The organism is Candidatus Nitrohelix vancouverensis, from assembly GCA_015698305.1.
GTDB lineage: Bacteria > Nitrospinota > Nitrospinia > Nitrospinales > VA-1 > Nitrohelix > Nitrohelix vancouverensis.
The window spans coordinates 2,344,227-2,367,927 of record CP048620.1 but is presented as its reverse complement, the minus strand read 5'-3'; the positions used below and the strand labels follow the sequence as shown (position 1 = coordinate 2,367,927).

Below are 23,701 nucleotides of genomic sequence, written 5' to 3'. Positions count from 1 at the left end.
ATACGGGAAATAAAATATATTTTTTATTGATAATAATTATCATTTTTATTTATAATCAAATATTCTTACCTTTATAATACATGAATAATACTCTGCCGCTTTTTATACTAATTACTGGAATCATAGGAAACTCAATTTTATGAAACACTTACTCCCTTTTCGCATTCTCCTGGCCGTGTTTATCTTCTCACTTTTCGCCTCTCCCCTGCTGGCGGCTTCACCCGCAGATGAGAAGAAAGTGAAAAAGATTGTCATGATGATGAATATTGTCGCCATAGAATATGGGCTGGCAATCGATAAGGGAGAGATCATTAACGCCGCAGAATACGAAGAAAGCCAGATTTTTTTGAACCAGGCCTTCAGCCGCTATCAGGATCTTGCAAAAAAATCCCCCGCCTCCGAGAGCGAAAACTCGATAGCCGAGTTCAAACGACTGGAAGAACTGGTCAACTCAAAATCCGACCCGGGAGAAATCAGCGTTGGCGTCAAGCGTTTGAACGCCGCCATACTGGATCAGTTCAAAGTTGAACTGAAAGTGGAACCGACAAAGCCCGTATCCCTTGATAATGGCCGAAAAATCTATGAAAATCGATGCGTGTTATGCCATGGCGCCGAAGGCAACGGCGACGGGCCACTGGCGGCAACTCTCGACCCTGCCCCCGCAGTCCTCTCCGACCCCAATATTACGGGAGACGAGCATAGCAATCCTTACGATAATTTTCAGGTCATCAATGTCGGCATCGCCAACACCGGGATGATCGGCTGGGCGGAATTCCTCACCGAACCGGAAATCTGGGACGTCACCTTTTTCATTCGCACTTTTTCAAACGCCAATCCAGTGATCCCGGTTGTTCAAGGAGACGCCGCCGACAACGCCGCAAAAGGCATTGAGGACACGATTCAGCAAACGCGCGACTACCTGGCGCAAAGCCTGCAATTATTCAAGGACGGGGACACCGAGGCCGCCGCGGAAATGGCGTTTGACGCCTATATGATTTATGAAGGCATCGAAAAAGGCCTGACCAGCAAAAAGAAAGATCTCGGTTTGCAACTGGAGTCTTCATTCAGCAGGTATCGAGCCGAGATCAAGCGCAACGCCTCTCAGGATTTGATCAAGAGCATTTATGACGGCATCAATGTAAACCTTGGCGAAGCACAAAACGTCCTCATTGAAAAAATCGGATTCACGGGTCTGTTCCTGCAATCCCTCTCCATCATCGTGCGAGAAGGTTTCGAGGCGATACTGATCATCGCCGCGCTCATCACCTTTCTGACCAAATCGCGCAATGCCGACAAACTGAGCGCGGTGTATTCCGGCGCGTCCATTGGTATTCTTTTGAGTTTCGTCACCGCCTACATTCTCCATGAAGTGCTCAAGATCAGCAGGGTTGATCAGGAAATCATGGAAGGCTGGATCATGCTCGTCGCCGTCGTCGCCCTGTTCTGGGTGAGTTACTGGCTGGTCACAAAAATCGAAGCGGCTAAATGGCAGAGTTATATCACCGGGAAAATGCGCAACGCTGTTTCCGGCGGAAGCCTGTGGGCGCTGGGCATGGTCGCTTTCCTGTCCGTTTACCGCGAAGGTTTCGAAACCGTTTTATTCTATAAAGCGCTCTACCTTTACGCAGGCGACGAAACCGGCGGCATCGTTCCCGGCTTTGTCGTTGGTTGTCTCTTGCTGTTCGTTGTGTACTATTTGATAGGCAAGCTGGGAATGCGCATTCCGGTCAAATGGTTCTTCGCCGTCACCAGCGTCTTCCTCTACTTCATGGCATTTGTTTTCATGGGCAAGGGAATCCACGAGTTGCAGATGGGCGAACAGGTCTCGCTCACCGCCGCCGAATTCGCTCCGGAAATTTCATGGCTGGGCATGTACCCGACCTGGGAGACATTCATCGGCCAAGCCGTACTGGTGCTGGCCTATGTATTTGCCCTGCTCTACACCTTCGTCATCAAACCGGAAGTGGAAACGCAACAGCTTCAGTCAGAAACCGGGAAAATTCAAAACGACATCACTCTGGTTCACGATCTGGTTGAACATATTTCCCAGCACGCCCGACGTTGCGAAGTGTTTTTAAAAGATACCAAAGACCAGGACCTTAAAGAACTGTCCGAACATTTGAAAGAGATCGACGACAAAGTTCATGAACTGTACGACCATGTCAGCGCCGTCGAAAATCGTTTTCTCAATGAGTTTGATCGTCTTGCCCAGTCAGGGCTTGCAGTCGACGAGAAAAAAGGACTCTCTTGAACATACGATTTTTCAGAAAATCCAGAATACTGCATGGCTGGGCGGGCGCGGTTTGTTCCGCCTTCATTCTGCTACTTTCGATCACCGGAGTTCTTCTCATGCATTACGAGTCTCTGGGATTGAACCACAAGGAAATTGAAGGCGATTTTCTCCCGGACAAATATTTCGAAGTCGGCTCCACAGGAACGGCCATTCAAGCCATCGCTTCTTCCAGCGACGGCTCCCGGATTTATCTCGGATCGCATCACGGCTTTTATGTCTCCACCGATGCGGGAAAGCATTGGAACCGGCACGATCAGGGTCTGTTTGTTCAGGATGTGCGTACGCTTGCGGTGGTTCCTGATTCGCCTACAATTTACGCAGGAACATCCGGCGGCGTTTTTAAATCCGACGACGGCGGAATCAGCTGGCCTGAATGGTTCGATGCGGCGAGCGGACTTTCCAGCCCAACGATCAATCATCTCGCGATCCACCCTGGCGACAGCGACACCCTTCTTGCGGCGACCGACGGCGGCATTTATCACTCCGACGACGCCGGCGAATCATGGAGCCCCCTATTGATAGATGATGACAATCCAGCGCACCGGATCATCTTTTCAGGCAATGACCCGCAGACCATTTATGTCTTGATGGCGAAAGGAATTTACAGGAGTCTGAATGCGGGAAAACACTGGGAAGACGTGTGGAGCGACATGCTCCCGCCTCTCGATGTTATGATATCGCTTAAATCCGACCCGGAGTTCCTCTATGGCGGTTCTGCAGAAGGACTGCACCGGACCTTCAATGCGGGAAGAAACTGGTTGAAGTCGAAAGAGAAAGACTTGAGACCTCTCAAACATATCATTGCCGACCCCGACAACATCGCAAAACTGCACGCCATCACAGATCGACGCATTTTACACAGCACAAATGGCGGAGACGACTGGAAGGTTTTGGATCTGGACTGGAAAGCGCTCGGGCTCTCCTTCGCGCCGGAACTCACAAGTTTCCACAGCATCTCGAAAGGCGCTCCCCTTTTGCTGGCTGGCTCCAATCAGGGCTTGTTCATTTCCAGCGATGCGGGAGAAAGCTGGATCCACCCTCCAATCAAGGGAAACGGGATGCACTCCAAACCCCTTGTCCGCAAAATGGATATGGTGAAATTCATCACCGAATTACACACCGGTCGCTATTTCGGTTCGTATTTTGTACTGCTGGTGGACCTGGCAACATTGGGCCTGGTAGGTTTGGTTTTCTCAGGGATCGCCATCCTGCTGTTCAAGGCTAAAAAGAAACAAACCGCAAAACAACTTCAATCTACCAGCAAAGATTCCGAAGAAGTCTGGGAGGACATCCATGAAAAGGTAGAGGACCTGTCCATCGAAAGCATGGAAGTACACGATATGATCGAGCATATCGGCCAGCACCTGGAGAAATGCAAGTCGGTCTATCTAACGAAGGAAAAAAAGGAAATCGATGAAATCGGTCGTCACATCACAACTCTGGACCGAAAGATGCATTACTTGATGGAACGCATCGGAGAGTTTGAAAAAATTTCTAAAAATTAAACGCGCCTCCAAAACACATAGAAGCCCTTAGCCAACACAACTTAATGAATTTGATTTTTTGAATTGGCCCCGTTGAAATCGGTCCCGCCCAGATTTCGATGCATATCCATTTTTTTAAATTCTTCCCAATCGTCGCGGAATAAATTGAAACCGATGTAATCAAGGGCCTGCATCACTTCCAGATCAGAGAACTTGCCATCCCGGCTCTCCACATCGTTCAACGCTTCTTCTAAAGTTTCGCAAAGCCGCGCGAACTTCTCCTCATCTTCCAGCATCAAAAAATTTTTCATAAAATCAAAAGCCATGATTCCAAGCCTCGCTTCAAACGTGAGCAATCAAAAAAAATATTATCGGGAAATAAAATCAGAGACGGGTTGTAAAAATGCCTTGATATCGTTTTCGATCTTGTCGAATTCTTTGGCCCGCAGACGCTCAGGAGAATAGATCGATCCGCCCAGAGCCAGCGCAGAAGCCCCCGCCGCCAAATAGCGCTGGCTGTTCTCAAAGTTCACGCCGCCGACGGCCATTAAAGGAATGTTCTGGAACGGCCCTTTGATCATCTTAAAATAATCAGGCCCCATTTGTGAAGCGGGAAACACCTTGATCATCGACGCGCCAGCGTTCCAGGCCCTTTCAATTTCAGTGGGAGTAAGCGCTCCGGGAAAATAGGGGATTTTTCTATCCTGACAAAAAGCCGCAACCTGTTCGTTCAAGGTCGGAGACACGAGAAAAGCCGCTCCGCTATTTACGGCAGAGTCGGCGTCCTGCAAACTCAACACCGTACCCGCGCCCACGCACAGGGATTTGAAGCGACGCCGATCTATCGAGCGGATGAGTTGAAGCGCGTTCGCAGTGTTGAGTGTGATTTCAATGAATCGAAGACCGGCTCGTTCCGAAGCCTCCAGCGCGCCGGGAAGTGACGCCTCATCCACGCCGCGCAAAATTCCCATGACGGGTAAGGCGTGAAACTCTTTCCAGTCAAACATGGTATCGCATTGCAGGGGTTTCACGCGCCGACTTCAAAACAAACGCATCGCTTGAAATTCAGATTCAAACGCTGGCTTCGTTGATCAATTGCTCGTAGAAATCCAGATAAGCATCTTTATTCTCCGAACGGCGCAATTTCATTCCAGAGCGCGGGTGGAGATCCATGATACCCGTCAGCATGTAGGGAATGGTGTATCCCCATTCAATCTCTTTGCTCAATTTGACAAAATCCGTTTCGAGGACTTCCAGAATCGGGCGCAAATCATATTTTGGGTTTTTCAGAAAACCAAGCAATAACTCCAAGGGACAGTTGCCTGCCGCCCGGCCTATTCCAAGGATCGTTCCATCAAGGTAGTTAATGTTATTGATGATCGATTCGATGGTGTTCGCAAACGCCAGTTGTTGATTGTTGTGCGCGTGGATTCCGAGTTCGCGGGTTTTCAGAATTCTTTTGTACTTTTTAGCAAGGTAAGTGATTTGCTCTGAGTACAATGCGCCAAAACTGTCTACCAGGTAAACGACATCCACCTGGCTTTCATTTTCGATCTGCTCCAGCGCTTCCTCCAGCTCATTCTCACGCGCATGCGAAACAGCCATGATGTTGATCGTGGTTTCGTATCCCTTGTTCTTGATGCTGTTGACAAGATCGATCGCCTTGTCGATATCCTTGGTGTAGGACGCGATACGCATCATATCCACAAGGCTTTCGCTCTTGAGTGGAATATCGTTAGGATTTACGCGGCCGATATCGACCATGACGGAAATTTTTGATTTCTTCTCGCTTTTTCCAACAACCGTTTCGATGTCCTTTTCGGAACAAAATTTCATCGGTCCAAATTCGTTTCTGCTGAACTGGGATTCATCCGCCTTATAACCCAATTCTATATAATCCACACCTGCGGCATTCACGACTTGGAACACGCGGCTAACAAATTCATCTGAAAACTGATGGTTGTTCATCAAACCACCGTCACGAATGGTGCAATCTAAAACCTTGATTTCTTTTCGAAACATGATAGTTAACCTCTGGCAATGAATAAGGTCTTGACGATCTTTTTTGCCGAATAATTATTGCGCTAAAATAAAGTTTGAATTGCTTGATTATATTGAGTTAATCTCTGCGGGTCAATTAGATATTTATTTTTTTTGGAAATTGATTAAAACAAGCCCTTCACTGTCAGTAAACCGGGCAAAGACTGATGGCTGCAAATGCTGGAGAATTTCATGAATCATTGGTTAGTCAAGCAGGAACCCTCCAAGTATAGCTGGGAGGATTTTGTCAAAGACGGCAAAACCCATTGGGACGGAGTGCGAAATTATCAGGCTCGCAACAACCTCAAGGCAATGAAAAAAGGCGATCAGGTCCTGTATTACCACAGCATTATCGGCAAGGAAGTGGTTGGCGTTGCTGAAGTTTGTCGCGAAAGCTATCCCGACCCGACAACAGACGACGAACGCTGGGTGGTGGTCGATCTCAAGCCAATAGAAACCTTCAAGAAACCGGTTACCCTGGATCAGGTCAAAGTGGCAAAGGGTCTGGAATCCGTCGCGCTGATCAAACAGTCCCGCTTGTCAGTCATGCCGTTATCCGCAAAAGAATTCAACATCATTATGAAACTGGGCGAAACCCGCCTGCCCTGATGCAGCGCTTCACTCAAAAGAAGATTGACTTGTCAATTCAGCGCGTATAAATTTGTGAGGTTGTTCAAAACAATCACGATATTTTTCCCCTTCCTGCTATCCCAAAAGCTCCTATGACGATACCACGAAGCCTCATACTCCTACTCACCAGCATCTTCTTATGTATTCCAAACACAGTCTTTGCAGTCGATGAAAAAATTGCAGACTGTTTGAAGCGCCTCGAAACTCACGCCAGGTATCTGAACGAACCGGGCATGACAGGCGGCATCTGGGCGCAGTTTGAAAAAAGAAGCGACTTGCGCGACGATTCGACAATCGCCCTGAAACTCGACACAGAGTTGCGCGAAACACTGTACAATTTAAAATTCCTCTGCACTTCGCAAGACGGAATTCCTCTGAATGAACTGGCTCGTTACATCACCCAGGAAGTCGACAAATCCAACGCCGAGTCGTTCAAAAAATTCTGGGTCGACCTGGGCAAATCTCCGGAAGAACTGGATAAATGGATCAAGTTTTATCACTTCTCTAAAAAGAGCGAGCACAGAAAACTCAAGCCCGAAACCGTTCAATACTCCATTCAAAAATCACTGGCTTTGTTCAAAGAATATTTTGAACTCAACGCCGCAATGGATACAGGTAACGCAGGCGATTTTTTAAGCATCGCTAGCAACCTGTTAGAAAATATCAAGAATTTCTGCAAAACCGATTCCTATGTCTCTCAGGCCATCTATGAAAATGCACAGGCCCCCTATTGGGATATGGATGAAAACCACGGCGGATCCTGAAACCCGGGAATCGCATTTATTTGAAACGGAGACGATACATGAGTAATTTTTTGATTATTGGCGGCACCGGCGTTATGGGAACTGCGGCCATAGAAGCCATTCGAACCCATTTCGGTTCTGAAGCCAGAATTCTTGCCAATTGGTATGGCAAAGAAATTCCCGGCTTCACGATTGAAGGCGCAGACGAAACCCTGTTCGGCGATATCACCAGTCCGGAATGCGTGGACCGTATCGAGCAATTCAGTTCTGGCGAGTTTGATTACATGTTCTACGCCACCGCGCTCGGCGAAGTCGGAACCGCCATTGGCAACGCCACTGCGGAGAAGATTGCAAAATCCAATCAGCTTTCTTTTGACCCGATTCCCCAACTGGAAGATCGCCTGAATGTGAAAACCATTGTTGCCTACTCCACCTTCTACACCATCAAGCACCAGCTCGCTTCATACGGAGCCATGGGCTACTCCAAAGAAGCCATCGAAAAATGGACCGTGGAACCCGGCAAATCCAAACACGCCTGTATTCGAGCCGGTCTGTTTGAATCTCCCTCATCGCGCGGCATCAAATTATTGTTAAGAAAAGTTGCAAAAAACCCGGAAAATATCGAAGACCCCCTGGTGCGATCTTATTTTGAAAACTGCCCGACTAGCGAAGGAATCAAAAAATTTGAAGACGGCATTTTCAATGAGGAAAAAGAATTGTACGGCGACAGTCGAACGCGTCAAGAAAATCTCTATGAGTCGCACCTGGTATTATTCAAAAATCCGGACTCAGTCTTTATCAATGTTTGCGGTAAAAAAATATGGCAAACCGAAGAACCGTTACTCCTTAAGGACTATTTGTAAAACCCCCAGTTGCCGGGAAACGCAGTCCCGTAGAGACAATTCTTTTGATTTTTGCGCCCCCTTGTTTGATAATAGATGTAAATCAATGCGACACAACTCATTTTTAAACGCAATCCATGAACTCACGGACAGTCAAAACCGACGATCATAAAATTGAACTTTCAGAGGATGAAAACCTCAACGAACTGTTGACCAGCGTTGTCCTCGAAGTGAAGACTTATGCGGATCGCCTCGCCAATCAGATCAAAAAATTATCTGATATCGGTCGAGCCCTGTCGGGTGTTCACGATCTCAATCAATTGCTGGAAATGATTGTCGACCAGGCGCGTCAATTCACCCATGCAGATGCGGGCACCCTGTATCTGATGGAAGACAATAAGCTCAAATTCAAAATTGTTCAAAACGACAAACTGAAAATCCGAATGGGCGGCAAGACGGGCGGTAAAATCCCCTTCGATCCCGTTGAACTGACGGAAACCAACGTTTCCGCTTTTGTCGCCATCAAAGGCGTATCGGTCAACATACCCGACGTTTATGATACCGACTTGTTCGACTTCACCGGTCCCAAGAAATTCGACCAGTCCACCGGCTACCGCTCGCAATCCATGCTGGTGGTGCCGATGCGTAATCACGAGGACGATATCATCGGCGTATTGCAATTGCTGAACGCGCAAAACCCGAAGACCATGGAGGTCATCACCTTCTCGCCCGACTACGAGAACCTGACCGAATCACTGGCATCGCAAGCCGCCGTCGCCGTCACCAACGCCACCCTGATATCGGACATGACCAACCTGTTCGAATCGTTCGTGCAAGTCATGGCAACAGCAATCGACGAAAAGTCCCCCGTAACCGGAGGACACATCCGCCGTGTGGCCAACCTGACCCTCACTCTCGCAGACGTCATCAACGATCAGGCCGAGGGTCGCTTCAAAGACATCAAATTCAATTCCGAGCAACTCTACGAACTCCGCATTGCCGCCTGGATGCACGATATTGGAAAAGTCACAACGCCTGTCGAGATCGTCGAAAAAGCTAAAAAACTACAGACTATTTTTGATCGCATCGAGTACATCAATGTCCGCATGGATTACCTGTTGCAGAAAGTCAAACTCAAGGGCGTTGAGAAAAAATTCGAGATGGCGCAGAAAGGCGCCGCTCAGGAAGTGATCCAGAAAATCGATGCCGAGATGAGAAAAAAAATTGATGAGATCAAGGAGGTCAAAACCTTCATCAACAAATGCAATGAACCGGGGGAATTCCTCGAAGACGAAAAAATCGACCGACTCAAAGTGATCTCCAAAATGAGCTACATCGACGAAGATGGCAACGAACGCCCTTTCCTCGATGAAGATGAACTCCTCAATCTGTCGATCCGTCGCGGTAGTATCACCGAAGAAGAACGCAAGAAAATGCAGGACCACGCCGCCGTAACGCTCAAAATGTTAAACCAGATTCCTTTCACGAAAAAACTGAGAAACATTCCTCATTTCGCAGGAGCGCATCACGAGTTTATCAACGGCAAAGGCTACCCACTCGGTTTAAAGGGCGATGAAATTCCCTTTGAAGGAAAACTCATGGCAGTGACCGACATCGCTGAAGCCCTCACCGCCGCAGACCGGCCCTACAAAAAAGCCATGCCTCTCAATGTGGTCTACAAGATTTTGAGAAGTATGGCAAAGGATGGAGAACTCGACAACGATCTCGTCGAACTGTTCATCAACGAATCTGTTTACGACAAATACAAACTGCAATACGAAACCCCACCCAGCCCCGAGCCTCAAGACGCTGAAGAAGTGGAAAACAGCGCCGCCGTTAAAAATTAACGGACTCTGTCCAAACCCAATCTACACCTCATTAGTTTAGTTTCCCCACTGCGACGCTGGTCTGAAAGCTGACTCTATAATGTCTGCGCGAATCGCGTACCGGCAATAAAAAAAAGCCCCCGCTGGGTTTGCCAGCAAGGGCCAGAATGCGATTCGACTTGAAACCTGTAGTAACAAAATGTGATCGTACAGCTACCCTTCTTCGGTCAGCTGTCAGTGCTGTAAAATTTTAAAGACCTCATTCATTCAATTGAACCAAAACTAATTGGGATTTTTGCTTCGCTTTAAAATGTAATCCGTTACCACGGATCAAGTCTCCTTCAGAAATTTCTAGATCATTTGCTATGCCTTCGCCTAAGCTTAAATAAGCAATAAACTCTCCTTTTACTTTAAAGCTCTGGCTTTCCTTCATCTTTGCAACATCCACTAAAGTATGGCTGTCAAAAGTTTCGCTTTGATCTTTGGCGCCACCGTATATCCGCGTCACCTTTCCCCAATCAGGTTGATACAATTTGTAGCCAGCAGGTTCTCCCTCGATTTCTGGAAGAACCCAAAGCTGGAGTACCCTGTTTTCGATATCATCAGGGTTGATCTCGTTATGAGAGAAGCCTTCACCGCCCGCACGTTGGACCTGTATCTGCGATTCAGAGAGATCCTGTCCGTTTTCCAACGAACCCTCGTGCAAAAGCCGACCCTCCAAAACGAAAGTAATAACATCAATTTCCTTGTGACTGTGCATTCTTGTAGTCCCTTTGGGACTGTATTTAGAATCCGCCAGATAAGCGAAATTGCCTATCCCCCGCCAGGATGTTTCTTCAATATCGTCACCCAGAGCCCTGGGGTCCTCTACCAGGTAATATTCTCTGAGGTCCGCAAATCCTCCTTGTTCCAGATCACCACGATGTAGAATTTCCATAACTGAATCTAACTCTCAACATTAAAAAGGATCGCTGTGACGATCACTCTATCCAGACATAACTGTCCGACCTTTTCTTGGCTGATGCATGTAATCATGCCGTCGATAACGCTTTATTTTTTCTTGGGAGTGTAAGGACCCGTCCTCATGTAGTTGTCGTTCATTTTGAAATGCTCATCAACCTGCACATCGCCATCCATTTCCGAAACGCTGGCGTATATCTTGGATTGTTTTAGGGCTTTCCCCTTTGTCTTATCTGATAGTATAGTAGTGCGATTGCGCCTTTTCGTAACTTGCTGGCCCTTGATACGCTCTTTATACTTTAATTTATCCTCGTGCGAAATATTGATTACCATGATTCCTCAATCAGTAGATTGTTGATAAGCAAAGCTTATTACAATTCTATTATAACTCGATTTCAAGCCCTGCGATAAAGTACTTTTAAAAATAATGTTGTTATTTTCAACAAGAATCAGAGCCGACCATGCCCGTTGAAAGAATAAAAGGTCTGTTTTCCGCCGAAGAGAAGCCTCAGGAAGAGATCGTCGCGACACTCAATGAAATGAATTTTTTTGAGATCGCCCGTCTCTTGCACGAGTTGACAGTAGAGGAAAAAATCAAGGTCTTCCACGCGCTCGATTCGGATGAGAAAAGGCAGACCCTTCTCTACGAGACCGACCGGGACAGTCGTCACGAAATTCAGGACTCGCTCGATAAGGAGTATCTCGCTTTCCTGCTGGACGAAATGCCGGTGGACGAGGCCGCCGACCTTTTAAAGGAATATGAAGAAGAAGTTCAAGAGGAACTTCTGGATAAAATGGGCAAGAAGGACGCCGATGTCATCAAAAACCTCATCACCTACGGCGAGGAAACGGCGGGCGGATTAATGACGCCGCTTTTCTACCGCGTCTCCCCCACCCAGACCGCAACCGACATTCTGGTTCAATTGAAGCGCGAGTCCAATCACGAGATGCCTCCGTATTTTTATGTGATCAAAAGCAATGGAGAGCTTGCCGGTTTTTTTAAACTCCGCGATCTGTTGAACGTTCCCGCATTCGCGCCGGCAACCAGTTTCGTTCGGGAACATACGCCTACAGTTCTGCTGGACGATACCTGCGACAAAATCGCAAACCTGATGGACAACGAACATTTGAGCGCCATTCCGGTAGTGAATGAAGACAATATCATGCAAGGCGTCGTCACCTTCGACGACGTCATCCGCGCCATGCAGGATATCGCCAGCGTAGATATCTTCACCATGGTCGGTACGGCAAAAATAGACCCTTTCGCCAAACGAACCATCAACAAAATCACAACGCGCGCGCCCTGGTTGTTCATCACCTTCATCGGCGGAATGCTCAGCGCTTCAATTTTGGGTTTTTTCGAATCTCAAATATCTGAATTTGCGACGATCCTGTTTTTCATTCCCTTTGTCATCGGGCTGGCGGGCAACGTTGGCATTCAAGGCGCAACGGTCATTGTTCGCGGCATGGCGACGGGAGACGTGCAAGATGACAACTTGCGAACTGTCGTGCGTAGCGAAGTGTTGGTCGGCGCCGCCAACGGGGTGATCTTTGGCCTTGTGTGCGGTGTCTTTATTGCAATGGTTGCCCGACCGTTACTGAATACCACGCCGGTCTTAGGGCTGGTGGTGGGAACCGGCATCATGCTGGCTGTCATTGTCGCCAGTCTGGTGGGTTCGCTGGCGCCTACGATATTTATGAAATTCGGGATTGACCCGGCAATCAGCGCAGGCCCCTTTGTAACCGTCGCCAACGACATCATGGGAATTTTCATCTACCTCATGACGGCGAAACTCATCCTGGGCTTTGTCTAAAACCTATTCTCCGCCTGCAAGTTCGATGGACATCAGAACAGTGTCGACCTCAACATACTCTTCTTCTGTCACATAAACTTCGGAGACGACGCCTTCGAATTCCGAAAGAAGCGTGAAGTAGCCTTCAGAAATAATTTCAGCGACCGCCATTCCAGGAATCACCTTGTCTCCTTGTTTGACAAGGAATTTGTCCACTTTTCCCGACGTCATGGTAGGATACATGGCGGACATTACGATATAATCTTCCATAGTAATCCTCAATAAAATTCACAGATCAATATCTATAACAGGCGCTACTCAATGGGAAAACTTAAAGTTGGAGACGTTCTCTTCGAACCCCTGTCACGTAATACGGGAGAGGTCACCGGTATCATAGAAGGTCCTTCTGGAAAAATTGTGCAAATCCGCTGGAAACCTGAAGACAACCATCTCCCGCATGATACGGAACATTTTTACAAAAAAGTCGTTCGCTGTATTAAAAACGGCGAATTTGAATACACGCCGAAGTACGAACCCTGAACGACTCCAGGCAATCAATGCTTGTACATCGTGTGGCTTGGGCGACCCGCCAGGATATTTTCTTTTCCCCAGTTAACCACTTCGGCAAATTTACCCGAGTTGATAAAAGTCTGGTAAGCGTCTTCTGAGTTCCACTCGGACACGATCAAATAAGACTGCGCATCGCTCACATCTTTATACAAAGCAGATTTCGTGTGCCCCTCGCCCTCTTCCATGACCTTGAGCACGCTGGCAAATGCTTTCTCAAATGTTTCTTCTTTTCCCGGAATCACCTTATAATTCATTCCAATCGTGACCATACCATCCCCTCCCCTTTGAATAATTGAAAAATAGTTTCAATCGTTTTTGGATTGAAACTGCCTCAAGGCCATCATGGCCGCTACCTGTTCCGCCTCTTTTTTACTACGGCCAATCCCTTTGCCTTCAACCCGGTCGTTAACCGTCACTTCCACTTCAAAACGCTTGTCATGGTCCGGCCCCGATTCCCGAACCACCTTATAGATAGGAATGCAAACCAGCTTTTCCTGAGTGTATTCCTGTAAATCGCTTTTATAATCGCGATAATTCTGCGAGTTTTCCAGCGCTTCGATCTCAACTTTCAATAAAGGAAACAGGGATTTTCTAACCGGCTCCAGACCGCCATCCACATACAAGGCGCCTGCAAGAGCCTCGAAAGCATTGGCAAGGAGAGAACTTTTTTCCCTTCCCTTGGTGTTTTCCTCGCCTTTGCCCAGAAGCAGAAATCGTCCCAGATCGATCGCCCGGGCCATTTCCGCCAGACAGGATTCATTCACAACAGCGGCGCGAATTTTAGACAAAACGCCTTCGCCATGATCCGAATACTCACGAATCATGAACTCGCTCACAACCAGATCCAGAACCGAATCGCCCAGAAACTCAAAGCGCTCGTTGTGCTTAACGCGCGTTTTGTTTTCGTGCGTGTAAGACTTGTGAGTCAGCGATTTGTTCAGCAGATCAAGACTTTTAAACCGGTAACCCAGTTTTTCCTGCAGATCATCCAGTTCGAGTTGACGACTGTCTGAAACCATTCCGCGCTGATTCTAGTTTAAAAATTCTTTGAAGATCAATACGCCGTTTGTACCGCCAAACCCAAAGGAGTTCGACATCCCAACCTTAATTTCTTTGTCCCTCGCCTGGTTGGGGACATAATCCAGATCGCATTCAGGATCGGGCGTAGTGTAGTTGATAGTCGGGGGCAACACCCCGCGACCGATGGCAAGAATTACAAAAATAGCTTCCACACCACCCGCCGCGCCCAACAAATGCCCGGTCATGGATTTGGTGGAACTGATCGCAACACGACGCGCATGATCGCCAAACGCCGTTTTGATAGCCGCCGTCTCCGTCGCATCGGCGCCTGTCGATGTGCCGTGCGCGTTGATATAGTCGACGTCTTCAGGATTGACTTTACCGCTCTCCAGGGCCAGCTTCATACAGCGCGCCGCGCCTTCTCCATTGGGAGCCGTCGCGGTGATATGATGCGCATCGCCGTTGAGTCCATAGCCCGTGAGTTCGGCATAGATTTTTGCGCCGCGTTTTTTAGCGGATTCCAATTCTTCAAGAATCACAACGCCGCAACCTTCACCGATCACGAAACCGTCGCGATCCTTATCGAAAGGTCGACTGGCGCCTTGCGGATCATCGTTGCGAGTGGACAAGGCTTTAGAAGCGTGAAAGCCTCCAACACAGAGAGGCGTGATGACCGATTCCGAACCGCCGGCAAACATCATGTCCGCGTCGCCATACTTGATCATGCGCGCGGCTTCGCCAATGCTATGAGTGCCCGTAGCGCAAGCAGTAACGACGCAAGTATTGGGTCCCTTAGCTCCGAACAGAATTGAAACCTGCCCCGAAGCCAGGTTGGCGATCAGCATGGGAATGAAAAACGGAGTGATTTTTTTCACGCCGCGTTCTTTGAGAACGTCGTGATATTTTTCAATCGCAGGCAATCCGCCCAGCCCAACGCCTATCTGCACACCTGTGCGATACGCGTTTTCCTCGGTGATCACATAGCCGGAATCCTCCAACGCCATCTTACTGCAAGCGACGGCGTAATGGATGAACCGATCCATCTTCTTTATTTCTTTATGATCTATGTAGTCGGCGGGATCAAAACCACGAACCTCGCCCGCAATTTTAACAGGGAAATCTTTGGTGTCGAAGGAGGTGATTTCTCCAACGCCTGAACGACCGTTTGTAACGGCAGACCAGTTCGCTTCAAGACCAATCCCTAGCGGGGAGACCATGCCTATACCCGTCACGACTACGCGACGATTCGCAGACATTATCAAGTATTGAGTGTGGAATCAGTTTGTATGGTTATGAATATAATCGATTGCATGCTGAACGGTGGATATCTTCTCTGCGTCCTCGTCCGGAATTTCAATATCAAATTCCTCTTCCAACGCCATCACCAGCTCAACGGTATCAAGAGAATCCGCGCCCAGGTCGTCAATGAAAGACGCCTCGCCGTTCACCTGCTTCTCATCAACGCCCAATTGATCTACAATAATTTCCTTGACCTTCTCTTCAACGGACATAAATCAAAACTCCTCAAAGTAAATTACATCAACATGCCGCCATTAACATTGATAACCTGACCGGTAATATAACCCGATTTGCTAGAAACTAAAAATAAAACACTGTTCGAAATATCTTCAGGCAATCCCAAGCGCGCCAACGGGATTTGCTCGATCAATTTCTCTCTGACTTTTTCATCCAGGACCCGCGTCATTTCCGTATCGATAAATCCGGGAGCCACCGCGTTGACCGTCACATTCCTTGGCGCCAACTCGCGCGCCATGGTTTTCGTCAAACCAATCAACCCCGCTTTGGATGAGGAGTAATTGGCCTGTCCGGCATTCCCCATCACGCCGACAATGGATGCAATATTAACGATGGCGCCCTGTCGCTGTTTCATCATTTGCTTTGCCGCCTGCTGACCGCACAGAAAACTGCCCTTCAAATTGATGTCGAGAACGCGATCCCAATCGTCCTCCTTCATGCGAACCAGCAAACCGTCTCGCGTGATTCCCGCATTGTTGACGAGGATATCGAGCGGCTTGTGATCCTTGGCGATGGAATCAAAAGCGGATTTCACTTCTTCCGCGTTGGAAACATCCAAGCGAATTCCAGACGCCGATCCACCCTGCCCCTTAATGCGATCCGCAGAGGCCTGACAGCCTTCCAGGTTCACGTCGCCCAAAATCACGTGCGCGCCTTCAGCCGCCAGCGCCTCGCCGATTTTAAGACCAATTCCCTGCGCGCCGCCAGTCACCAGCGCTACTTTATCCTGCAACGTTTTCTCTGTCATAAAAACTCAAAAATTCAATTTAATGGATTCGTTTCAGGCGCTCGCCTTGATCTCAGCCAGGGTTTTCTCCAGCGATGCCGCATCGGAAACCTGAAAACACTGAACCGACTTGTCAAAACGTTTCATCAACCCGGAAAGCACCCGCCCCGGTCCCAATTCAATAAATCTTGTGATTCCCTGATCCAGCAACGCCTGCATGGTATCCGTCCAGAGAACGGGAGAGCAAACCTGTTTCGCCAGATTCTCACGCGCCACACTTCCATCGCTAACCAACTGCGCATCGACGTTAGCGATGATGGGAAACGTCATGGATTTAAATTCTGTCCGGTCCAGTTCCTGCCGCAATCTGATTTCTGCGGGTTTCATGAGAGGACAATGAAAAGGAGCGCTGACAGGCAACATGACCGCTTTTTTAGCGCCCTTACTCTGGGCTTCGGCAGACACCTTCTCCACCGCCGCTTTATGCCCGGCGATGACAATCTGCTCGGGGCTGTTCATGTTTGCGGGTTGAACGATCTGATCCGGCTGGGAGAACTCATTACACAAGGTCTGCACATTCTCCAGCGGCATTCCAAGGATTGCCGCCATGCCACCCACTCCAACCGGCACGGCTTCCTGCATGAAACGTCCGCGCAACTGCACAAGACGCACTGCATCAAGAAACTCCAAGGCCCCCGAAGCAACCAACGCCGAATACTCACCCAGACTGTGGCCTGCCGCAAGTATGGCATCTATACCATTTCCCCTCAACATTTTCAAGGCGATTATACTATGAATCAGAATCGCCGGCTGGGTATTTTCAGTCAGAGTCAAGGTCTCATCAGGACCATTAAAACAAATACTTGCGATATCGATGCCGAGAACCTCGTTGGCCTGCCCGTACATCTCTTTGGCTTCTGGAAATCGATCGTAAAAGTCGCGCCCCATGCCAACGGTTTGCGCCCCTTGCCCTGGAAATAAAAATGCTGTTTTTACCATTGAATCACGCAAGCTCCCCAAGTTAATCCGGCTCCGACCACCATCAATAAAACGATATTTCCTTTTTCAATCTTGCCGCACTCAAATGCCTCGGTCAGAGCGATTGGAATCGAGGCGGCAGAGGTGTTGCCGTATTTATTGATATTCGAAAATACTTTTTCTGCGGGAATATTCAAACGCTCGGATGCGGCGTCGATGATGCGTTTGTTGGCCTGATGCGGCACCACCCAATCCACATCTTCAGGAGTCAACCCATTCGCCGCCAACGCTTCCCGCGAAACTTCCTCAAGTCGTTGCACCGCCACTTTATAAGTAGCGTTTCCTGCCATATGAATAAAATACTGACCCTCTTCAACCGACTGCGCCGACACGCCCGTCTTACCGATGCCTCCCGGAACCCTTATCAACTCGGAGCGTTGCCCGTCAGAATGAATATGTGTCGACAGAATACCGGAACGGTTTCCGCCATTCCTGCTTCCCAGCAACATCGCCCCGGCGCCGTCGCCGAACAGAATACAGGTTGAACGATCCTCCCAGTTCACGATGCGCGAATTGACCTCGCTACCAATGACCAGAATGTTTTGATAGCGACCCATTTTGAGATACTGCTCAGCGATCGATAAGGCAAACACAAAACCAGAACAGACTGCGGTGATATCAAATGCCGCCGCTCGGGCGGCGCCCAATTCTTTTTGCACAAAGCAAGCCGTAGCAGGAAACAGAACATCCGGGCTGGAAGTAGCGACAATGATCAAATCAATATCTTCCGCCGACATTTCACATGAAGTCAAGGCACAGCGCGCCGCATTCGCGGCCAGCGTGGATGCGGACTGATCGCTCGCGGCGATGCGTCGCTCAGAAATACCGGTGCGCGTTCGAATCCATTCGTCGCTGGTATCGAGTTTCTTTTCCAGTTCTGCATTGGTTAAAATTTTTTCAGGGACATAAGAGCCGACTCCCATGACCTCCGCGTTAAGCATGGATGATTCTGTCATTTATTTATCGCTAACCTCTGGGGGCTTTGGCGTAGCCGATGCCTCGTCGCTATCGGCTTCAGGGGAAGGTTTGCTAGTAGATGCGCCGTCTTCCGGTGTTTCCGGGACAAAGGCGCTTTTGATCTGCTTCCAGATGCTGGTGTCAATATCTTCAAGGTTGGATTCAATATCTTCACGGATGTGATCGTTGATCTTCTTTTCAATCAATTCGCTCGCTCGCTTGATCGCATTCTTAATCGCCTTGGGCGACGAACTGCCGTGCGCGATGATACACACGCCATTCACTCCCAGCAAGGGGGCGCCGCCGGTTTCCGAATGATCCACCTTTTTCTTGAATTCTGAAAGTTGCGGCTTGAGCAGAAAGTAGCCCAGCTTGCTGACCCAGTTGCGCGTGAACAGAGTCTTCAAGTTCGCTCCAATCATTTCCGCCAGACTTTCGCTGATCTTCAAAGCGATATTGCCGGTGAAACCGTCGCAGACCACAACATCTGCATTACCGCGATAGACTTCCTTGCCTTCGATATTGCCAACGAAATTAATGTGGCTTTTCTTCAACATATGAAACACTTCTTTAGTAATTTCATTACCCTTGCCATCCTCTTCGCCAATGCTCAAAATACCAATCGTCGGCGATTCCTTACCGAGAATGTATTTCGCGAACACATGCCCCATCACGCCAAACTGGAACAATTGAAGCGGCTTGCAATCCACATTCGCCCCGGCGTCCAACAACAGGGAATAACCTTTCAGAGTGGGCAATTGAATCGTGATCGCAGGACGATCCACGCCTTTCAGGGGTCTCAAAATCAAAGTCGAGTACGCCAGCACCGCGCCGGTGTTGCCCGCGCTCACAAAAGCGTCGGCTTCGCCGCTCTTGACCAGATCCAGCCCGATTTTCATTGAGGATTTTCGTTTGGCGCGAACCACCTTTCCGGGGATGTCGCTCATCTCCACGACTTCGTCGGCGTGCTGAACATGAATGGGCAATTGCCCAATATCATGCTTGGCCAGTTCTTCCCGGATCCGGTCTTCAATACCGACAAGGATCACTTCGCAATTGTTTTCTCTGGCGGCGAGAACGGCTCCCTCGACTATCGCCTCAGGGGCATGGTCGCCCCCCATTGCGTCAACTACAATTTTCATTGTAAGAACCGCTCCTGAAATCGAGATTCAAATCTAATGCGGAAAAATTGGCAGGCCAAAAAGGGCGTATGGACCGCCCTGTTCAGTATTAATGAGACTATGATCTGACGACCCTCTTTACAACAACAAAAAGAAATCACGCCACCCGGTTAGATGGATTCGACTTCCATGACTTCTTTGTCCTTATAAAAACCGCAATGCAGACAAATGTGATGAGGCCGTTTCATTTCATGACACTGGGGGCATTCGTTGAATGCAGATACTTTCAAATGATCGTGAGACCTTCGGTTTCCCTGACGGGACTTGGACATTCTCTTCTTAGGGACTGGCATAATTTCCTCTTTTATTTATTTTTAAACTTCAGTGATTTCAGTATCTCAAATCTCGGGTCTACCTCAATGCCGGTCTGGCAGTCGCAGGTTTTCTTATTCAGATTCACCCCGCATTGACTGCACAAGCCCCTGCATTGCTCGCCGCAGGTAATGGCAGATGGAGCCGCCAATAAAATAGCGTCTCGAACGGTCAATATCAAATCCACGGTATTGCCGTCGAAATATTCGACATCAATCCCGGCAGGATCGATTTCCATCTCGGCGCCCAATTCCGGCTCCAGCCCTTTGGGAACAAATTTACAATAGGCTTCGCCCTTCAATGAACGAACGACCGGCCCCAGACAACGGCAACACAACAACTTCGCCTGAGTCTCGAAAACGCCTTTAAAATAAAGCTCTTCGTATATTTTTCGTATGTCTCCCTGCAGACTGACATCCTGCGTGAGAGAGCAATCGTCGTCGTTAATTTTGAATAATTCCCTGTTGCCCAACAGGTCAATTTTAACGCCGTCCTCCGAAATTTCATCGACGTTAAAAAGCAAAGGATGACGTTCCATCACATTAAATACAACCTATTTAAAATCCAGTAGATAGAACTTTTTTGGGCAGGGAATCCAAACCAGCAAATGTTATCTTTTATTTAAAAACCAGTCAAGTTAAAACTCAGGAACGTGGATGATATTTATTGTGAATGGATCGAATTCTGTCCTGCAGGATATGGGTATATATTTGTGTCGTTGAAATATCGGAATGACCCAGCATCATTTGAACAGACCTCAAATCGGCTCCGCGTTCCAGAAGATGGGTTGCAAAAGCGTGTCGTAATGTATGCGGGGAAACCGATTTACGGATACCAACTTTTTGCACATAGCTTTTCAGAATCTTCCAGAAACCCTGACGCGTCATCCCCTTCCCTCTCTGCGTGAGAAACAAAAATGAACTGTTTTTCCCCTTGTCCAGCGCGGGCCGAGCTGTTTTACAATAATCGTCCACCGCGATCACCGCTTCATCGCCCAATGGAGTCACTCGCTCCTTGGAGCCTTTACCCATCGTACGAAGATAGCCTGCCTGCAAATCCAGATCGGTCCGCTTCAAGGCGATCAATTCGGAAACGCGCAGGCCGGTTCCATACAGAACCTCAAGCATGGCACGGTCGCGACGGCCCGGCGCCAATTCCAGATCGGGCGCCTCCAGCAAACGATCCACTTCTTCGAGCGACAAGGTGTCAGGGAGCTTGCGACCGCGACGCGGGGATTCCAGAATATGCGCGGGGTCGGCTTGAATTTCGCCCTCCGTTTTCAGGAATTTGTAAAACATCTTCATCGAAGACAAGGCCCGGGCCACCGTCCCGGACGATAGACCCGACTTCCTGAAAGCCAGTAACGCCTGGCGCAAATCCTGAGTTCCGAGCGATTCAAGGGGTCGATCCTTAAACAAGGACGCAAGTCGCCTCATATCCCGATCGTATGCGCTCACCGTATTCGCGGACAGACGTTTTTCGATGATCAAATAATCTGAAAAAGCGTTGATTGTCGAGTTCATGAGACTATTATCTTATTTTTCAAACAGTTATATCAAGTCTTAATTTCCCGCAACTGCATTTTCATGCGAGTGAGCTCCAGAATCCCCGGGTCAACATGGAAGAATCGTTTAGTAAGTCAAAATAAATTGAGATCGCGTCCCATCCTGAATTACCGAATGAAATCGTATATATTTAATAAATATAATCTTTAGTATTTGTTTTTTTGCAAATTCAGGCTATATTATATAATTGGTTTTTTTTGGGCCTCCTCTTAGTCAGGCTTTATTTTAATTCTCTATTACATCCAAATTCAGGCAAATTAATGCAACAGCAATTCATCAGGAACATAGGCATCATTGCGCACGTAGATCACGGGAAGACCACACTGGTAGACTGTTTATTGAAGAGAAGCGGAATGTTTCGCGATAGCGAACTTGCGATGACTTGCGTTCTCGACAGCAACGATCTGGAGCGCGAAAGAGGCATCACCATCTTTTCAAAAAACGCATCCATCTACCACGACAATCACAAAATCAATATCGTCGATACCCCGGGCCATGCCGACTTTGGAGGCGAAGTCGAGCGTATCCTGAAAATGGTCAACGGCGTATTGCTGATTGTAGACGCCGCCGAAGGCCCCATGCCGCAAACGCGCTTTGTTCTTAAAAAGTCCCTCGATCTTGGATTGCACCCCATTGTTGTTATCAATAAAATCGATCGCCAGGGCGCTGATCCCGATCACGCACTCGATCAGGTCTTCGAATTATTCGTCAACCTGGGCGCCACCGACGAGCAACTGGATTTCCCTGTGTTGTACGCATCCGCCAAACAAGGCATCTGCCGCACCGAGCCGAATGGACCGGATCAGGACATGACCCCGCTCCTCGATCTCATCGTTGAGAAAGTCAAACCACATGCCGGCGAGGAATCCGAGCCCTTTCAAATGCTGGTGTCTTCCATCGACTACAACGACTACATCGGTCGCATCGCTATTGGCAAAGTGCAACGCGGCAAGCTCAGCGCAAAAGACCCGTTGACGCTCATCAATCGCGACGGCAAACATCTGGATTTTAAAATCAGTAAGATGTTCACCTACGAAGGACTGAAGCGCATAGAAGCGGATCAACTCGTCACCGGCGACATCGTTGGCATTTCCGGAATGAAAGACATCGATATCGGAGAGACCCTCGCCCACGCCGATTGTCCAGAAGCTCTGCCTGTTTTAACGATCGACGAACCGACGCTGTCCATCAACATCATGGCCAATTCGTCTCCCTTTGCAGGACGCGAAGGTAAATTTGTAACGTCCCGGCAATTGAGAGATCGTCTCTATAAAGAGACCAAAAGCAACGTTGCCATGAGGGTCAGCGACACCAAGGCGGCCGACGCTTTCAAAGTATCCGGTCGCGGCGAATTGCATTTGTCGATCCTCATTGAAACCATGCGGCGCGAAGGATACGAGTTTTCAGTCTCCCGCCCCGAAGTGGTTCTGAAGGAAATCAACGGCAAGATCATGGAGCCTGAAGAACTCGTCGTCATCGACGTCGACGAAGAATACATGGGCGGCGTTATGGAGGAAATGGGCAAACGAAAAGGCAACCTGATCAACATCATCAACGCAGGCTCCGGCTCCAGCCGACTGGAATATCACATTCCAACGCGCGGACTGTTCGGCTTTCGCTCTCCCTTCCTTACCTTGACCAAGGGAACCGGCGTCTTGAACAACAGCTTCCACCAGTACGTTCCACATTGCGGAGAAATTGCGCGACGACAAAACGGCGTGCTCATCGCTCTCGAAAATGGCACAACCACCGGTTACTCGCTGTACAACCTTCAGGAACGCGGCACGATGTTTCTCAAACCGGGTCAGGAAGTTTACATCGGCATGATCATTGGAGAGAACAACAAGGACAACGATTTGATCGTGAATGCATGCAAGGAAAAGAAACTCACCAACATGCGGGCTTCGGGTTCCGATGAAAACATCTCCCTTTCGCCGCCGCGCGTTATGAGTCTGGAGCAAACGCTGGGCTACCTGAATGAAGACGAACTGGCGGAAATCACTCCGCAGAGCATTCGTCTGCGCAAACGTTTCCTTGATGAAAACGAGCGCAAGCGATCGTCAAAATCGCAGAAGGTCGCATAGTCCAAATCCTTTTAGAGCGTGGAATCGTGAGTGGGCGCGGCAAATCATTTGCCCTCATTTTTAAAATGAGTTAGAATTTGCCTTCTTTGTCACAAGCCCA

The 23,701-nt window shown here is 48.6% G+C and carries 26 protein-coding genes; 9 read left to right on the top strand and 17 right to left on the bottom strand.

Features of this window, described 5'->3' with window-relative positions; genetic code table 11:
- Positions 1–253 precede the first annotated feature (253 nt).
- Positions 254–2,251: a c-type cytochrome gene (locus G3M78_10950; protein ID QPJ66836.1), complete on the top strand. Its 1,998-nt coding sequence runs from the start codon at positions 254–256 to the stop codon at positions 2,249–2,251.
- Positions 2,248–3,798, top strand: coding sequence for a hypothetical protein (locus tag G3M78_10945; protein ID QPJ65881.1), 1,551 nt, complete (start codon positions 2,248–2,250; stop codon positions 3,796–3,798). Before G3M78_10950 ends, G3M78_10945 begins: the two co-directional genes overlap by 4 nt.
- Before the next feature lie 41 nt (positions 3,799–3,839).
- On the opposite strand, the gene G3M78_10940 is transcribed toward G3M78_10945, so the two are convergent.
- From G3M78_10940 to G3M78_10930, 3 genes are all read right to left on the bottom strand, one after another.
- On the bottom strand, positions 3,840–4,103 hold the full coding sequence (locus G3M78_10940; GenBank protein ID QPJ65880.1) for a hypothetical protein: 264 nt from the start codon (positions 4,101–4,103) through the stop codon (positions 3,840–3,842).
- 42 nt (positions 4,104–4,145) lie between these two features.
- Positions 4,146–4,784, bottom strand: a complete 639-nt coding sequence (locus G3M78_10935; GenBank protein ID QPJ66835.1) for a bifunctional 4-hydroxy-2-oxoglutarate aldolase/2-dehydro-3-deoxy-phosphogluconate aldolase — start codon at positions 4,782–4,784, stop codon at positions 4,146–4,148.
- A 64-nt stretch (positions 4,785–4,848) separates the two neighbouring features.
- A complete protein-coding gene (locus tag G3M78_10930) occupies positions 4,849–5,799 on the bottom strand; it encodes a nucleoid-structuring protein H-NS (GenBank protein QPJ65879.1) in 951 nt (316 codons plus the stop codon).
- A gap of 210 nt (positions 5,800–6,009) precedes the next feature.
- Here G3M78_10930 and G3M78_10925 point away from each other — a divergent pair, with 210 nt between their 5' ends.
- The 4 genes from G3M78_10925 (at position 6,010) to G3M78_10910 (ending at position 9,879) form a co-directional block, all read left to right on the top strand.
- Positions 6,010–6,426: an EVE domain-containing protein gene (locus tag G3M78_10925; protein QPJ65878.1), complete on the top strand. Its 417-nt coding sequence runs from the start codon at positions 6,010–6,012 to the stop codon at positions 6,424–6,426.
- A gap of 113 nt (positions 6,427–6,539) precedes the next feature.
- Positions 6,540–7,211, top strand: coding sequence for a hypothetical protein (locus G3M78_10920; protein ID QPJ65877.1), 672 nt, complete (start codon positions 6,540–6,542; stop codon positions 7,209–7,211).
- Positions 7,212–7,249: 38 nt separating this feature from the next.
- On the top strand, positions 7,250–8,053 hold the full coding sequence (locus G3M78_10915; protein ID QPJ65876.1) for a hypothetical protein: 804 nt from the start codon (positions 7,250–7,252) through the stop codon (positions 8,051–8,053).
- A 116-nt stretch (positions 8,054–8,169) separates the two neighbouring features.
- Entirely contained in the window at positions 8,170–9,879 is a 1,710-nt protein-coding gene (locus tag G3M78_10910; GenBank protein QPJ65875.1) for a GAF domain-containing protein, read from the top strand.
- Positions 9,880–10,117: 238 nt separating this feature from the next.
- Here the strand turns inward: G3M78_10910 and G3M78_10905 are convergent, their stop codons facing one another.
- Together G3M78_10905 and G3M78_10900 are read right to left on the bottom strand one after the other, a co-directional pair.
- Positions 10,118–10,795 (bottom strand): pilus assembly protein, encoded by a 678-nt coding sequence (locus G3M78_10905; GenBank protein QPJ65874.1) that lies wholly within the window; start codon positions 10,793–10,795, stop codon positions 10,118–10,120.
- A gap of 113 nt (positions 10,796–10,908) precedes the next feature.
- Positions 10,909–11,151, bottom strand: a complete 243-nt coding sequence (locus G3M78_10900) for a hypothetical protein (protein ID QPJ65873.1) — start codon at positions 11,149–11,151, stop codon at positions 10,909–10,911.
- A gap of 128 nt (positions 11,152–11,279) precedes the next feature.
- On the opposite strand from G3M78_10900, the gene mgtE reads away from it, so the two are divergent.
- The gene (gene mgtE / locus G3M78_10895) at positions 11,280–12,632 is read left to right on the top strand and encodes a magnesium transporter (protein QPJ65872.1); all 1,353 of its coding nucleotides are present in this window, start codon (positions 11,280–11,282) and stop codon (positions 12,630–12,632) included.
- Positions 12,633–12,635: 3 nt separating this feature from the next.
- Here mgtE and G3M78_10890 read toward each other — a convergent pair whose 3' ends face one another.
- Positions 12,636–12,881, bottom strand: coding sequence for a hypothetical protein (locus G3M78_10890; protein QPJ65871.1), 246 nt, complete (start codon positions 12,879–12,881; stop codon positions 12,636–12,638).
- 51 nt (positions 12,882–12,932) lie between these two features.
- Between G3M78_10890 and G3M78_10885 the strand changes: the two genes are divergently transcribed.
- Positions 12,933–13,151 carry a hypothetical protein gene (locus G3M78_10885; protein ID QPJ65870.1) on the top strand — a complete coding sequence of 73 codons (219 nt, stop codon included), beginning with the start codon at positions 12,933–12,935 and terminating at the stop codon, positions 13,149–13,151.
- Between the two features lie 14 nt (positions 13,152–13,165).
- Here G3M78_10885 and G3M78_10880 read toward each other — a convergent pair whose 3' ends face one another.
- The 11 genes from G3M78_10880 to xerD form a co-directional block, all read right to left on the bottom strand.
- Positions 13,166–13,450 (bottom strand): antibiotic biosynthesis monooxygenase, encoded by a 285-nt coding sequence (locus G3M78_10880; GenBank protein ID QPJ65869.1) that lies wholly within the window; start codon positions 13,448–13,450, stop codon positions 13,166–13,168.
- Between the two features lie 36 nt (positions 13,451–13,486).
- Complete coding sequence (gene rnc / locus G3M78_10875) at positions 13,487–14,200, bottom strand: ribonuclease III (GenBank protein ID QPJ65868.1); 714 nt, start codon at positions 14,198–14,200, stop codon at positions 13,487–13,489.
- A gap of 12 nt (positions 14,201–14,212) precedes the next feature.
- Positions 14,213–15,457, bottom strand: a complete 1,245-nt coding sequence (gene fabF, locus G3M78_10870; protein QPJ65867.1) for a beta-ketoacyl-ACP synthase II — start codon at positions 15,455–15,457, stop codon at positions 14,213–14,215.
- Between the two features lie 21 nt (positions 15,458–15,478).
- Complete coding sequence (gene acpP / locus G3M78_10865) at positions 15,479–15,712, bottom strand: acyl carrier protein (GenBank protein ID QPJ65866.1); 234 nt, start codon at positions 15,710–15,712, stop codon at positions 15,479–15,481.
- Positions 15,713–15,735: 23 nt separating this feature from the next.
- Positions 15,736–16,485 (bottom strand): 3-oxoacyl-[acyl-carrier-protein] reductase, encoded by a 750-nt coding sequence (fabG, locus tag G3M78_10860; protein ID QPJ65865.1) that lies wholly within the window; start codon positions 16,483–16,485, stop codon positions 15,736–15,738.
- 33 nt (positions 16,486–16,518) lie between these two features.
- On the bottom strand, positions 16,519–17,463 hold the full coding sequence (gene fabD, locus G3M78_10855; GenBank protein QPJ65864.1) for an ACP S-malonyltransferase: 945 nt from the start codon (positions 17,461–17,463) through the stop codon (positions 16,519–16,521).
- Positions 17,457–18,458 (bottom strand): ketoacyl-ACP synthase III, encoded by a 1,002-nt coding sequence (locus G3M78_10850; GenBank protein ID QPJ65863.1) that lies wholly within the window; start codon positions 18,456–18,458, stop codon positions 17,457–17,459. Before G3M78_10850 ends, fabD begins: the two co-directional genes overlap by 7 nt.
- Positions 18,459–19,601: a phosphate acyltransferase PlsX gene (plsX, locus tag G3M78_10845; protein QPJ65862.1), complete on the bottom strand. Its 1,143-nt coding sequence runs from the start codon at positions 19,599–19,601 to the stop codon at positions 18,459–18,461.
- A gap of 149 nt (positions 19,602–19,750) precedes the next feature.
- The gene (rpmF, locus tag G3M78_10840) at positions 19,751–19,933 is read right to left on the bottom strand and encodes a 50S ribosomal protein L32 (GenBank protein ID QPJ65861.1); all 183 of its coding nucleotides are present in this window, start codon (positions 19,931–19,933) and stop codon (positions 19,751–19,753) included.
- An 11-nt stretch (positions 19,934–19,944) separates the two neighbouring features.
- A complete protein-coding gene (locus tag G3M78_10835; GenBank protein QPJ65860.1) occupies positions 19,945–20,490 on the bottom strand; it encodes a DUF177 domain-containing protein in 546 nt (181 codons plus the stop codon).
- Positions 20,491–20,596: 106 nt separating this feature from the next.
- The gene (gene xerD / locus G3M78_10830) at positions 20,597–21,475 is read right to left on the bottom strand and encodes a site-specific tyrosine recombinase XerD (GenBank protein ID QPJ65859.1); all 879 of its coding nucleotides are present in this window, start codon (positions 21,473–21,475) and stop codon (positions 20,597–20,599) included.
- Between the two features lie 302 nt (positions 21,476–21,777).
- Here xerD and typA point away from each other — a divergent pair, with 302 nt between their 5' ends.
- A complete protein-coding gene (gene typA / locus G3M78_10825; GenBank protein ID QPJ65858.1) occupies positions 21,778–23,601 on the top strand; it encodes a translational GTPase TypA in 1,824 nt (607 codons plus the stop codon).
- Positions 23,602–23,701 lie beyond the last annotated feature (100 nt).